This window comes from Gulosibacter sp., from assembly GCF_052090685.1.
Taxonomy (GTDB): domain Bacteria; phylum Actinomycetota; class Actinomycetes; order Actinomycetales; family Microbacteriaceae; genus Gulosibacter.
In genome coordinates this window covers 16,710-29,936 of the sequence record NZ_JBQDBE010000014.1, presented here as the reverse complement: position 1 = coordinate 29,936, position 13,227 = coordinate 16,710, and the positions used below count along the sequence as shown (strand labels likewise).

The window sequence follows — 13,227 nt, the reverse complement described above, 5'->3', positions numbered from 1 at the left end:
GCGCGATTTGATCGCGCTTCAGAAAGGGGATCAAGGTGGACTGGTTAGTCACGATTCTTGATTTCATTGGCCAACAAATTCTCAACGTTCCGGCGTACCTGGTCGGCATCATCGTCGCCGTCGGACTGATCGCGCTCAAGAAGGGTGCTGGACAAGTCATTGGCGGCGCCCTCAAAGCAACCCTCGGCTTCCTCATCCTGGGTGCCGGCGCGGGTGTGGTCACCGCAGCACTTGAACCGCTCGGTGGGCTCGTACTCGCCGTTACCGGCGCCGAAGGTGTCGTACCCACAAACGAAGTCATCACCGCCATGGCGGCCGATCAATTTGGTGCCGCGAGTGCCTATATTCTGGCGCTCGGATTTGTGCTGATGCTCGTCATCGCGCGCTTCACGCCACTGAGCTATGTGTTCCTCACGGGGCACCACATGGTCTTCATGGCAATGATGCTCGCCGTGCTGCTCTCAATCGGGTTCGGCGACGAAAACCTCTGGCTTTCGGTCCTTATCGGCGCGTTCCTCCTGGCAGTGATGATGGTGGTCATGCCCGCCTTCGCGCAGCCCTGGACCAAACGGGTCACCGGCAATGACACCGTCGCGATCGGCCACTTCGGCACCGTCGGCTATATCGCCGCCGGAGCGGTGGGACAGGCGGTCGGTAAACACTCGAAGTCAACCGAGGACATCAAGTTCCCGAAGGGCCTCGCATTCCTTCGCGACTCGATGGTCGCCACCGCCCTGTCAATGGTGCTCATCTATCTCGTGTTCGCGATCTGGGGCCTCATCGCACTCGGGCCGGACTCCTACCAGTACATGCCCGGGTCCGAAGACGGCGGCGCATTCATCATGAACTCGCTCATGCAGGGCCTGATGTTCGGTGTCGGTGTCTCAGTGATTCTCTACGGTGTCCGCACCTTCTTGGGTGAGCTCATCCCGGCCTTCCAAGGTATTGCGAAGAAGGTCGTCCCGGGCGCGAAAGCTGCCCTCGATGTTCCTATCGTGTTCCCCTACGGTCAGAACGCGGTACTGATCGGCTTCATCTCCTCCTTCGTTGGCGGACTCGTGATGTTGCTGATCCTGGCAACCTGGCTCGGACCTGCGTTCGGGCTCGCGCTGATTCTGCCCGGCATGGTGCCCCACTTCTTCACCGGTGGTGGTGCGGGTGTCTACGGCAACGCAACTGGTGGACGGCGTGGCGCCGTTCTCGGTGGTTTCGTGAACGGTGTGCTGATCACCATCCTCCCGGCGATCCTGTACCAGGTCATGGAGAGCGTTGGGCTCACCGGCTCGACCTTCGGCGACGCCGACTTCGGCTGGTTCGGTTCGCTCATTGGGCTCACCGTGCAGGCCGAGTCCACTGTGGTGGGTGCGGTCCTCGCGGTAGTGATTGGCGTTGTCTTGCTGGTCCTCGCGATCCTCTGGCAGAAGCGCGTCGTCGACAAGGGGTGGGTCCCCGGCGAAGCGCACCAGCAGTTCGTGGATGAACAGCGAGCCGCGGCCAAGGAAGCGGAAAAAGCAGCAGCTGCCGCGGCCAAGGAGGCAAAAGCGAAGCAGGGGGACGCGTAATACCGCTTGATTGCGCAAAAGGCGTTGCGTCGGGCTGAGGTGCTGGTAAAGTTGTCCTTTGGCTTACGCGTACCCCACTCGACGCGATGCGCCTGCGGCCCCTCTACCCGCACGGCGTGAAAGTTCTCATTTCACTTCCAGGAAAGATTTAACGTTGGCAAACATCAAGTCGAAGATCAAGCGCATCGGTACCAACCGCAAGGCAACCGAGCGTAACCGCGCCTACAAGTCGGAAATCCGCACCTCGATCCGTAACGTCCGTCGCGCCGTTGAAGCAGGCAATGCAGAGCAGGCACAGTCCGCTCTCCAGCTCGCTTCGAAGAAGCTCGACAAGGCAGTGTCGAAGGGCGTGCTCCACAAGAACCAGGCGAAGAACCGCAAGTCGGCTATCGCCCAGCAGGTTGCAGCACTCAGCAAGTAAGGCTGCTTACTCGCAAGGGGCCCGGTCACTTCGGTGACCGGGCCCCTTGCTTTCCGGCGGCACGCATGGCACGCTCCGAGGTTATATCCACCTCCGGAGTAGCCACTCGTGCCCGAAACTACAGGGTGATGTGCCGATACGCCGCACTACGCCCGCCGTGGATCAACGTTGACCGGAAATTCCCGCTCCCGCGACCAGGGCTGGGTCCAACCGACGCCCTCCAACACGCTTGACAAGAGCATTCCGGTAAAGCCCCACACGATATCGCCGCCGAATCGTGCGGGAAGTTGGAATGCCGCGCCCCGGAACGTCAGTCCGTCCCGTTTGAGCACCGAGACGCCTCGTGCTCGAGGATCAAGCAGGTCAGCAACCGGTACGCGCATGACCTCGTGAGACTCCGCCTGGTCAGCCCGCACGGGACTCGCGCGCCGCCACCAGCCAATGACGGGGGTGACCAGGTTGTTGCTCACCTGCATGTAGATTTCCGGCAACATCCCCAGCACGTCCACGCCCTCGGGATCGAGGCCGGTTTCTTCCTGTGCCTCTCGCAATGCGGTCGCGGGGGCGTCTTCGTCCTGCGGTTCGACTCCCCCACCGGGAAAGGCGATCTGCCCGGGATGATGTCGCATGTGCGCAGCTCGCCGGGTCAGCAGCACATCCAAGCCATCAGAAACCGCTTCGGTATGGCTCTCCGAGGCAATGTCGTCGAGCTCACCGAACAGGATCAACACCGCGGACTTTCGCGGCGCTTTCCCGGACGTCGGGAGGCCCTGCGAGGAGTAGTCGACGTTGAAGTCGCGAGTCATCGCTTCTTCAAGTTCAATGCGAGCCTGCGGCTGCGACGGCGCCGGTCTCGAGTTTATTGGCTGAGAATTCTGTTTTGCATCTGGCATTTCACGCACCACTAAAGTCTCGTAATGCCACGCAGCGCACGAGTTTTTCGACCGCGAACTCCGGTGACCTCGAGCCGCCCTTGACCATGTGGTCGCTCTCTGCCACGAGCAGAATGGCGCTCGCGAGTTCGTGTTCGCTCCACCCCCTGGTCTCGCGACGGGCCTGACCAATCTGCCACGGCGCCCCACCTACGGTTCTGGCAAGTTGCGCATCGGACCCCGCGAGCCCGTACACCTTCGCCATGAGGCGGAGCTTCATCGCGAATGCAGCGACGATCGGCACGGCATTAAGCCCGGTATCGAGGCCGGAACGGACGAGCAACATTGCTTCCGCGAACCGTCCCGCGATGGCGCTGTCGGCGATTTTGAACCCGGTGGTCTCGACGCGCCCGCCGTAGTAGCGTTCCACGATCTCCGTGGAGATTTCTTCTTCCCCCGAGACACTCATCAATTGGCGACATGCGGCCGCCAGCTCGGCCAAGTCGCTGCTAAACGCAGCTACAAGCGCTTGCACTGCTTGCGGTTCCGCACGACGACGTTGCGAGCGGAACTCGGCCATGGTGAAGTCGAAAAGCTCATTCGCTTTCAGTGCCTGGCACGAAATCTCGATCGCATCCGGCATCGAGCGCACCGCATCCAATAGCTTCTTACCGCGCACCCCGGATGAGTGCCGCAGCACGAGTGTCGTGCCTTCGATCGGTGCTTCGACGTAAGCAAGCGCCTCTTTGAGGAACGCGTCCTCGGTCTGCTGCACGCGCTCCGCAATCACGAGTCGCGGCTCCATGAACAAAGACGGGCTCACCAGCGTGGTGAGTTCACCCGGTGCGTAGGATGAGGCGTCCAGTTCGTGCACCTCGAGCGAGGGATCCTCTGTCCGCAGCATGGTGCGCAGGCCGGTAATCGCCTCGGATGCAAAAAATTCCTCCGGTCCCGAGACTAGGACAACCGGCGCTGGCCGTACTTCGCGCCAATGCACCTGTGGGATGCTCGGCTTCGCGCTTGTCTTTCCGCGCCCCTTCGCTGCTGCCACGTGGCCTCCTAACCGTCCTCAATGGTACGGGAGACTGCGCCCCGTCATTTCGAAACTGCACAGATACGATTTCAGCGCTTTGCTGTGGCACGCTGGAGTGAAAGAGTTCTTTGGCTGGCATTGGCGCTGGCGTAGGGCGTGAGGTGAAGGGCAGCAGGATGAGCGATCACGGTTTCGACGCGGCAAGCGACTACTACGACCTGTTTTCGAACGTTTCCGGTGAGGATGCTGCCGCCTGGGCCCGTGCGCAGCAGTTCGGCCGCGAAGTGTTGCCGGTGATCAATGACTATTGGCAGCATGGCGAATACCCGCTCGACTTGGTCCGCCGTATGGGGGAACTCGATCTCTTCATCGACGGGCTCGACATTCCCGGACACGCGAAACTCTCCCCAGTCGGCGCGGGACTCGTAAACATGGAATTATCTCGGGCCGATGGCTCGATGAGTACTGTACTTGCAGTGCAAGGGGGCCTCGCGCTGCGGTGCGTCATGCTCTACGGCACCGAGGAACAGCAACAGCGGTGGGCAAGCCCACTCGCTTCCGGTCAGGTGCTCGGTTCTTTTGCGCTCACCGAACCCGACCACGGTTCCGACTCGGTGAGCCTCGAGACCTCGGCAACGCGCGAAGGCGATGACTGGATCATCAATGGCGAGAAGCGTTGGATTGGTAACGGCAGTTCCGGCGGTGTGACGGTGGTGTGGGCCCGTGCCTCAACCACTGGCGAGGTCAACGCTTTCCTCGTCGAACAGGACGCCCCAGGCTACGAGGCCGCCCGCATCCCTGGAAAGGCGGCAATGCGGGCGATCGATCAGGCAGCGATCACTTTCCGCAACGTGCGGGTCCCTGATTCGGCTCGGCTGCCTGGCGCAACCTCATTCAAGGACACCACTCGCGTGCTCTCGGCGACCCGAAGCGGCGTTGCGTGGTCGGCACTCGGCCACGCCATCGCGTGCTTCGAGGCCGCACTCGAACATGTGAAAACTCGCGTGCAGTTTGGTCGGCCGCTCGCGAAGTCGCAGGTCATCCAACAGCGGCTCGCCGACATGTCGATGAAGATCACCACAATGCAGCTGCACTGCATGCGCATCGCCGAACTGGATGCGCAGGGCAAGCTCGACCCGACGCGGGCCTCCATGGCCAAGGTGAACAACACCCGTCTGGCGCGAGCAATCGCATCCGATGCCCGCGACATGCTTGGGGGTAACGGCATCCTGCTCGAGCGCCACGTGATCCGGCACCTTCTCGATATTGAAGCGATCCATACCTATGAGGGCACCGACACGGTGCAGTCCTTGATCGTCGCTCGCCAGCTGACCGGGACGAGCGCTTTCGTGTAGTTGCCGGGCACCGTTTTGTCCTTCGCAGATCTGGGACGCTTCAGGTCCGGTGTCCGCTTCCCAGTTCACTGCCGCAGGTGCTCACCGGATTGCGGCTTCGAGATCCACACTTGGATGTTCTGGGAGTCGCCAAAGACAGCAAGATGCCCCTGAGTATCGGTGCGAAAGGCGGTGGTGCCTGCTGCGGTAAGAATGCTCAGCACTTCATCGGTCGGGTGCCCGTAGCCGTTGCCTTCGCCGACCGAAATCAGTCCCACGCGTGCGCCGATGAGGTTATAGAGCGCCGCATTCTGGTCGCGCGAGCCGTGATGCGAGACCTTGACGATGTCGGCGGCGACCGGCTGGTCGAGCAGTGGCGTTTGCGCCGATTCGCCCAGATCGCCGAGCGCGATAACGCTCAGGCAGGACTCGACGCAGGCGGTGGTGGGCTCCGCCAGCACGGTCAGGCTCGAGTCGTTCCCTTTCACGGACGCTGGCCCACCTTCCGCATTCCGTTCCGGGCTCAATGCTCGCCAAGTCATGTCTCCGAGCGGCAGGGCGTCTCCGCGAGCGCCAAAATACACCGGGATCCCTGCGGCGTGGAGGGCTGCGGTGACCGGTTCCGCACGCGCTTCTTCGGTATCAGGGAGCCAAGCGGTGAGGACGGGGATGCGCAGTTCGGTGACGGCGCCAGAGTGATCGATATCGAAGTGGCTGAGGATCAGCAGGTCGATTTGCTCGACACCGAATTCTGCAAAGCAGGCGTGTAATTTCTCGGGGTCTTCTCCCGTGTCGATGAGTACCGTGGCTGCCCCACTTCGTACGAGCATCGCGTCTCCCTGGCCAATATCGCAGGCCACCGCACGCCAGGTCGTGGGACGCTGCAGGGTCGAGATGCTCGATTGCGTGACGGCAATGAGCAGTGCGAAGGACAGGCCAACCAGGATTGTTTTCTTTATCAGCAGCGGGGTACGTCGCACCGCGAGCAGCGAGATGGCAATGCACAAGACCAGCCACGAGATCACGCCGAATGGTCCGGCAATCCACGGCACGGCGGCGCCCGGAAGTCGGTCGACGGTTTCGGCGATGAGCGCGATCCACTGCGCGGGCAGCCACGCGATCCACGCGAGTAGCAGTCCGAGGGGTGGGAATATCGCACCGAACAAACAGGCGATTAATCCCACTACGGTCGCAATTGGCGCCGCAGGAGCTGCGAGCAGGTTTGCGAGCACACCGTATATCGGCAAGGTCGCGTCGAGCATGAGCAGGATCGGTTGGCAGGCGACCTGCGCGACGAGCGGCACGGCGATCAACAGCGCTATTGGCGGCGGCAGCCAGCGTTCGAGCCAGGTCGCAACGGGTCGAGTCCCGATCAGTAGCCCAGCGGTGGCGGCTGCCGAAAGTGCGAAGCCGTAGTCGTGTGAGAGCCACGGGTCAGCCGCGAGCAAGACGATCACCGCGAGCGCAAGCACGGGTACTCCGGCAACCGGGCGGGAAAACCCTTCGAGCAAGAGCACAATGATCGCCATGGCTGCCGCGCGGACGACGGACCCCTGTGGGGTCACGAGCAGCACGAATCCCGCGAGCGCAAAGCCTGCCGCGGCAATGCGGACTGTCCGCGACCAGCCGAGGAGGCGCCCCAGGGCGATGATTCCGGCCACGATAATGGCGATATTGGAGCCGGATACCGCTGTGAGGTGGGTGAGTGAACTCACCTTCATTGCGAGGTCGAGGTCATCGTCAACGAGCGCTTCGTCCCCGACGGCAAGCCCCGGGACGAGCATTGCGCCGGAACCGGGGAGCTGCTCTGCCGTCGCAATGAACTGCGCTCGAAGTGCGTTACCCACGTCGAGAATTGGATGCGGGCTGGTAACCACCTCGGGCGGTTCCTTCGCGAAGGCCATGGCGACCACATCATCCCCCGAAGCGGTCGGTTTCAGCGTCGTCTCAACCACCATCTCGGTGCCGATTCCAGGGCGGTCTTCGGGAAGCTCGGCGAACACCAACACCGGTGAAGTCACGCCAGTGCCATCAATTCCAGTCACGGATGCGGGAAGCCGATGACCGTAGCTCCCCTCACGCGGGAGCCCCGTGAGAATGAACCGCAGTTCGATTCGGTCCCCTGATTCAAGCGCCTCCGCGAGTTCCTCGGGGATGCGTGACTCTGCTCGCACTGCTGCCGAGCCTGCAACGAGCATGGCCGCTGCCAACACCACAGCTGCCGTCGCGACCCAGAACTGTTTCCGCAGGAACAGCAAGCACAGCAGCATCGCGGCCAAAAGCCCCACGGCAATTGCGACCGCCGCACTCAAGAACTCCGTCGCAAGCCATGCCGAGAGCCACGCGCCGCCGGCGGGTGCGAGCAGTCGCCAGTCGGGTTGCCGCTCTTCGAGCAGGGCGCTCATACGGTGACCAGCGGTGCCAACTGCTCGAAGGTTGCTTCGCCGATCCCGCTCACTTCCTTGAGTTCGTCCACCGAGGAGAAACCGCCGTTCGCGTCGCGGTAGTCGATGATTCGCTGCGCCATGGCCGGCCCAATTCGAGGCAGGTTCTCGAGCTCTGACACACTCGCGGTGTTGATATTGACGAGTCCTCCAGCACTTGTCGTACCTCCGGCATTGGGGTCACCATTTGCATCGTGTCCGCCGTTCGCACCGGGTTCTGGCGCCACTTCCGCGAGTGGTGGCGGTGTCTCCCCGATCTTCGGCACGTAGATTTGTTCGCCGTCGACCGCGGGGCGCGCCAGATTGATCTGCGCCACATCCGCATCCTCATTGAGACCACCCGCGGCCGCGATCGCATCCACAACCCGAGCATTCGCGCCGAGCTCGTACACGCCCGGCGACGCAACCGCCCCGAGGATGTGCACCAGGGTGCCGGAGGTCGGCACATCCACGGGGAGTTCGGCTGCGGTCGTCGGTGTCGGGGTGGGTGTTCCCATTTCGGCGGGCACTCCAATTGCGGATCGCGGTTGCAGCGCGAGCATGAGTACGACCACGGCGCAGGCAATGAGCCCGAGTACCACCGCAGCGCCTGCGCTGAGCTTCCACCGCGGCCGCTGCGGGTCAGCAAAGAGGTTGGCGAGCTCTTCATCACTGGGTTTGGTGATCTCATCCACGCGCGCACTGTAACCAGCGCAGCAGCTGCGCCGACGTGAAGCATCCGAGCACTGTGGAGAACCGCACATCCACAGCCTCGAAGACAGCCACAGCGCTGCGGACAGGCGCCGAGCCTCGAGCGGCAAGCAGAAGCCAGCAAGTGGCAAGTGGCAAGACGAGGGAATCGGCGTCATCCTTCCGGAGCAAATCCACCGCGAAGGTTCGAACCCGTGCCGAGGAGTTGAGAGGATGAACCGGGGTGCAAAGCAGGAACGCAGAGAAAGGGTGGACGTGATCCGACGGCTCATTCCCGGTGTCGCGATGATGGCGGTCTTGCTCACTGGATGTGCTCAACCCAACCCCGAAGGTGCCGGGATTGACCTTGCGGAATACCCCGAAGCGCAAGTCGCGGTGGATTGGACCGAAGAATTCTGTAATGGCCAGCTCACAGCGGCCCAAGAGAAATCCGACTCTTTCTTCGCGGATAGCGTTCCGCAGTTTGCTGATCACGTTGCGGCCGCACAACCGTTATTCGAGGCGAAGCTTGAGGAGCTTGCCGACTCGGGTGTAGACGTCACGCCGCAGATCTCGGTGGTGTCCGTGATAGAAGATTCAGAGTTCTTCAAGGACATCTACCTTGAGGGCTCCTGCTACGGCATGCCTTTCAAGACGACCCTATCGATCATGAACGCCGAGGAAGAGCCTTCGGAAGAAGGCGACGGCAGTTGGCTGGTCGCCGATGCGATTCCCTATTTTCAAGCGAGCTATTTCATCAATGCGGGTGTCCCCGACCAACTCCCCGAAATGAGTTTTCCCAACCCCCAGATCGAAACCGGATACCTGGTCGAGGGCGAAGACCCGAGTGGAGATTTCTGGTTCTTACCTCCGGGCGATCACACCATCAATCTCCCCGCGCATTTCACGACCGGTGACGCAACCGAACGCACCATCACTGTGGACCCATTCCAGGTCACGACGGAGACGGATCGAGTAACGGCCTCACTCGACTCATTTGAGACCGCGACGGATGCGTTTCTCGCGGAATGTGGTGCGCTATGTCTCGTGCAGTGGGAGGCGAATCAGCCCGCGCACATTGAACCCGTTGAGCCGGGAACGATCACCTACTCCGGAGAAATCGCTTTGGTTGCGCCAAGCGATAGCCCCGCGTGGGTGCGTGGCGGTCCGCGGTACTGGGGTCATGAATTTCCCGATACGGCTCGTGGGTACGCTCCCGGCTTCGGGACCGGCCTCAGGTTGGAGTGCTCGACGACGGAGCCCTGCACGTTCAACCTCACGACTGACAAGCTCCGGCACGAGGTAACCCATATCGATTTCATCGAGTACGAGGGCACGATTCAGCTGGCCTGGATGGGCGTCAAATGAACCTGAACTACCGCATCCTCACAGGACTGGTCGCTGCGACGACAAGCCTCGCCTTGGCTGGATGCGGCCCGACGGCCAGCTCCGCGCATGCCCAGCTCGCACAGACGTGGGTCGAACACCTCTGCAACGCCGAGTACACCGCCGCCAATGACCTGACACGACCGGGTTCCATTCATCGCGTCAGCGGCAATGACTATCCGGAATCGACGACCGCGCTTGCCGGTGCCGAAGACCTCGGTAAGGCGCAGCTGGAGCGGCAACAGGAAGCCGATCTCGATATTGCACCGGATATTTCCGTCTCCGAGGTTTCGGCACGAGATACGTTGACATTTGTAGAGGTGACGGGCACTTGCTTCGGGATTCCGTTCGACGGCCGGGTTTCGATCGAGGAGTATGCCGGGGAACCCTATGTCTTCCAATCCCTCCCACTCAACGGGGCCCACGTCGCCTCGGGAGACTTGGGGCTCGCATCCCCCGAGATGACCGTCGACACCGGCCAGTTCTTTGAAGTCTATGGCGACGAAGAAAACGCGTGGTTCGTGCCGCCCGGCGAACATGAGGTCACGCTAGAACCGCATTTTCTCGTTCCTGATCCACCCACAATTACGTGGTCAGCGACGATATTTGGTGTCGTCGATGAACAGAATGACCTCTCCACCGCGGATATCGACGTGAGTGCCATTGACGATTCCTATGCCGACTTTGTGTCGCGCTGCGGTGAGGAATGCCAGGTTCCCAATAGTGCAGTCATCTCGCCGGGCAGCTACGCCGAAGGTGCTGTCGAAATGCGCCCGAGCGATGCGGATAACTCGGCCGGATGGACCACGGTGCGACCCGCACCGTCCCCGGATTGGACAAATGTCAGGCTCAGCACCTGGCAGGCGGGAATGCTCGACAGAGGCTACGCAGAGCCGGGAGCCGGAGAAATTTCAGGTCAAGCGATTGCGTACGTGCACTTCATTGAAATCGACGATGAAGTGCACGTCGCAGGCTTCGAAATTGACTAGCCCTTCACAACCACGTTCACGAACTTCGGGGCTTTCGCGATAATCTTCACGACCTGTTTGTCGCCAATATTGCGCTTCGCACCGTCGGTCTCGAGCGCGAGCTGTGTGAAGGATTCCTCGTCGATGTCGGGCGCGACATCGAAGGAGTCACGGACCTTACCGTTTACCTGCACGATCGCCGTCACTGACTCCTCGACCAGCAGCGCCGGGTCAGCCTTGGGCCACTCCACGAGCGCCACCGAAGGCTCGTGTCCAAGCTGGGCCCACATGTCTTCGGCTACGTAGGGCGCGAACATGTCAAGCATCATGGCAACGGTTTCCGTGGCCTCACGCACTGCGGGATCGGCAGCGCCGACAACACCGTCAATCGCCTTACGGGTGGCGTTGGTGAGCTCCATCAGGCGAGCGACGATGACGTTGAGTTTGAAGGTTTCGCCGAGTTTGGGAACCTCGTCGAGCACTCGTGCCGTGACTCGACGCAAGTCGACGTCGCCGGCAGCAAAATCAACACCCGGTTCCGAGGACACGTCATGCGCGAGTCGCCAGGCTCGAGCCAGGAACTTGCCAGATCCGGAGACCGACACATCCGCCCAGTCAACGTCTTCCTCGGGAGGTGAGGCGAAGAGCATCGTGGTGCGCACCGCATCCACACCGTGCGCCTCGAGCTCGTCCCCGAGCTTGACGAAATTACCCTTCGACTTCGACATCTTCGCGCCGTTCAACACCACCATGCCCTGATTGAGCAGCGCAGTGAAGGGCTCGGTAAACGAAACGTAGCCGAGGTCGTAAAGCACCTTCGTGATGAAGCGCGCATAGAGCAGGTGCAGAATCGCGTGTTCCACGCCACCGATGTACTGGTCGACTGGTGCCCACTTCTTGAGTTCGTCCTGGTCAAACGGCTCGGCGTCATTGTTTGGGGAGAGGAAGCGCAGGAAGTACCAGGACGAGTCGACGAAAGTGTCCATCGTGTCGGTATCGCGCGTGGCGGGACGACCGTCGGCGGTAGTGACGGTCTTCCATTCGGTCGCGGCACCGAGCGGCGAGGTGCCCTTCGGTTTGAGGTCGAGCCCTTCGCCGTCGGGTAGGCGCACCGGCAACTGGTCTTCCGGCACCGGAACCTCATTGCCTGCTTCGTCGTAGACAATCGGGATGGGTGTGCCCCAGTAGCGCTGGCGAGAGATCAGCCAGTCGCGCAGGCGGTAGTTCTTCGCCGCACGGCCGGTACCGCGCTCACCGAGGAGGTCGATCGCCTTCGCGATCGCCGCATCCTTCAACAGCCCGTCGAGCGGACCGGAGTTGATGAGCTGGCCATCGCCCGCAAGGGCCACACCGGTCTGCGCGGGGTCATACTCCACGCCCTCTTCAACTTCAGTGGGTTCAACCACAATCCGAATCGGCAGATCGAACTCGCGCGCAAAATCGAGGTCACGCTGATCGTGTGCGGGCACCGCCATGATCGCGCCGTGGCCGTAATCGGCCAGCACGTAGTCGGCCGTCCAGATCGGCAGCCGCGAGCCGTCGAGCGGGTTCACGCCATAGCGTTCAAGGAACACACCGGTCTTGGGGCGATCCGCGTTCTGGCGGTCAATTGCGCCCATCGACTGGGTCTCGACAAGGTATTCGCGGAAGCGCTGTTGGGTCTCCGGCGAAGCCTCGGCAACGAGCTCTTCGGCAAGATCACTTTCGGGCGCGACCACCATGAACGTAGCGCCATAGAGCGTGTCGGGACGGGTGGTGAACACCGAAACCGGTTCCTCGCGACCCTCGATCGCAAACTCGACATCGGCACCGTAGGAGCGGCCGATCCAGTTGCGCTGCATTGTGAGCACCTTGTGTGGCCACTTGCCCTCAAGCTGGTCGAGGTCTTCGAGCAGTCGGTCGGCATAGTCAGTGATGCGTAGGAACCACTGGGTCAGCTTCTTCTTGACCACCACTGCCCCGGAACGTTCGCTCGTACCGTCGGCAAGCACCTGCTCGTTCGCGAGCACGGTCTGGTCTACCGGGTCCCAGTTGACCGAGGATTCTTTGCGGTAGGCGAGACCCTTCTCGTACATCTTGAGGAAGAGCCACTGATTCCACTTGTAGTACTCAGGGTCGGAGGTGTGCAGCACGCGGTTCCAGTCGAAGCTCGCGGCGTAGCGACGCATTGACTCGCGCTGCTGCGCAATATTGTCGTAGGTCCACTCGCGCGGCTCACCGCCGCGCTTGATCGCGGCGTTCTCCGCCGGCAGCCCGAAGGAGTCCCAACCGATCGGGTGCAGCACCTGGAAGCCCCGGTGTCGCCAATACCGTGCGACGGCGTCACCGAGCGCGTACTGCTCGGCGTGCCCCATGTGGAGGTCTCCCGACGGATACGGGAACATGTCGAGGACGTATTTGCGCGGACGATCATCCTCAAAATTCGAGGTGTCAAAGGGATCGAGCTCATCCCACACCGGGCGCCACTTCGCCTCGAGGCGGCGAAAGTCGTAGCTGTCCTCGGGCTGGACGTCGTCTCGTTCAACGGTCACTGCGGTG

The 13,227-nt window shown here is 61.9% G+C and carries 10 protein-coding genes; 5 read left to right on the top strand and 5 right to left on the bottom strand.

Features of this window, described 5'->3' with window-relative positions; genetic code table 11:
• Positions 1 to 35: 35 nt before the first annotated feature.
• Both ACTHXA_RS10335 and rpsT read left to right on the top strand, forming a co-directional pair.
• Positions 36 to 1,562 carry a PTS ascorbate transporter subunit IIC gene (locus tag ACTHXA_RS10335; protein ID WP_441672050.1) on the top strand — a complete coding sequence of 509 codons (1,527 nt, stop codon included), beginning with the start codon at positions 36 to 38 and terminating at the stop codon, positions 1,560 to 1,562.
• 154 nt (positions 1,563 to 1,716) lie between these two features.
• Positions 1,717 to 1,983: a 30S ribosomal protein S20 gene (gene rpsT, locus ACTHXA_RS10330; protein ID WP_441672048.1), complete on the top strand. Its 267-nt coding sequence runs from the start codon at positions 1,717 to 1,719 to the stop codon at positions 1,981 to 1,983.
• Between the two features lie 146 nt (positions 1,984 to 2,129).
• On the opposite strand, the gene ACTHXA_RS10325 is transcribed toward rpsT, so the two are convergent.
• Positions 2,130 to 2,789 (bottom strand): NUDIX hydrolase, encoded by a 660-nt coding sequence (locus ACTHXA_RS10325; RefSeq protein ID WP_441672046.1) that lies wholly within the window; start codon positions 2,787 to 2,789, stop codon positions 2,130 to 2,132.
• A gap of 88 nt (positions 2,790 to 2,877) precedes the next feature.
• Positions 2,878 to 3,906, bottom strand: a complete 1,029-nt coding sequence (holA, locus tag ACTHXA_RS10320; RefSeq protein ID WP_441672044.1) for a DNA polymerase III subunit delta — start codon at positions 3,904 to 3,906, stop codon at positions 2,878 to 2,880.
• Positions 3,907 to 4,064: 158 nt separating this feature from the next.
• On the opposite strand from holA, the gene ACTHXA_RS10315 reads away from it, so the two are divergent.
• On the top strand, positions 4,065 to 5,243 hold the full coding sequence (locus tag ACTHXA_RS10315; protein WP_441672042.1) for an acyl-CoA dehydrogenase family protein: 1,179 nt from the start codon (positions 4,065 to 4,067) through the stop codon (positions 5,241 to 5,243).
• A gap of 65 nt (positions 5,244 to 5,308) precedes the next feature.
• Here ACTHXA_RS10315 and ACTHXA_RS10310 read toward each other — a convergent pair whose 3' ends face one another.
• Together ACTHXA_RS10310 and ACTHXA_RS10305 are read right to left on the bottom strand one after the other, a co-directional pair.
• Complete coding sequence (locus ACTHXA_RS10310) at positions 5,309 to 7,627, bottom strand: ComEC/Rec2 family competence protein (RefSeq protein ID WP_441672040.1); 2,319 nt, start codon at positions 7,625 to 7,627, stop codon at positions 5,309 to 5,311.
• Positions 7,624 to 8,340 carry a helix-hairpin-helix domain-containing protein gene (locus ACTHXA_RS10305; RefSeq protein ID WP_441672038.1) on the bottom strand — a complete coding sequence of 239 codons (717 nt, stop codon included), beginning with the start codon at positions 8,338 to 8,340 and terminating at the stop codon, positions 7,624 to 7,626. The genes ACTHXA_RS10310 and ACTHXA_RS10305 overlap by 4 nt, the downstream gene beginning before the upstream one ends.
• A gap of 229 nt (positions 8,341 to 8,569) precedes the next feature.
• On the opposite strand from ACTHXA_RS10305, the gene ACTHXA_RS10300 reads away from it, so the two are divergent.
• Entirely contained in the window at positions 8,570 to 9,703 is a 1,134-nt protein-coding gene (locus tag ACTHXA_RS10300) for a hypothetical protein (protein ID WP_441672036.1), read from the top strand.
• Complete coding sequence (locus ACTHXA_RS10295) at positions 9,700 to 10,710, top strand: hypothetical protein (RefSeq protein WP_441672034.1); 1,011 nt, start codon at positions 9,700 to 9,702, stop codon at positions 10,708 to 10,710. The genes ACTHXA_RS10300 and ACTHXA_RS10295 overlap by 4 nt, the downstream gene beginning before the upstream one ends.
• Here ACTHXA_RS10295 and leuS read toward each other — a convergent pair.
• A complete protein-coding gene (gene leuS, locus ACTHXA_RS10290) occupies positions 10,707 to 13,220 on the bottom strand; it encodes a leucine--tRNA ligase (RefSeq protein WP_441672032.1) in 2,514 nt (837 codons plus the stop codon). The two genes, ACTHXA_RS10295 and leuS, sit on opposite strands and share 4 nt — an antisense overlap.
• Positions 13,221 to 13,227 lie beyond the last annotated feature (7 nt).

Bases quoted from the DNA above. Each gene is read 5' to 3' on its own strand.
- ACTHXA_RS10325 (WP_441672046.1), bottom strand. From the start codon at position 2,789: ATGACTCGCGACTTCAACGTCGACTACTCCTCGCAGGGCCTCCCGACG.
- ACTHXA_RS10315 (WP_441672042.1), top strand. From the start codon at position 4,065: ATGAGCGATCACGGTTTCGACGCGGCAAGCGACTACTACGACCTGTTT.
- ACTHXA_RS10310 (WP_441672040.1), bottom strand. From the start codon at position 7,627: ATGAGCGCCCTGCTCGAAGAGCGGCAACCCGACTGGCGACTGCTCGCA.
- ACTHXA_RS10300 (WP_441672036.1), top strand. From the start codon at position 8,570: ATGAACCGGGGTGCAAAGCAGGAACGCAGAGAAAGGGTGGACGTGATC.
- ACTHXA_RS10295 (WP_441672034.1), top strand. From the start codon at position 9,700: ATGAACCTGAACTACCGCATCCTCACAGGACTGGTCGCTGCGACGACA.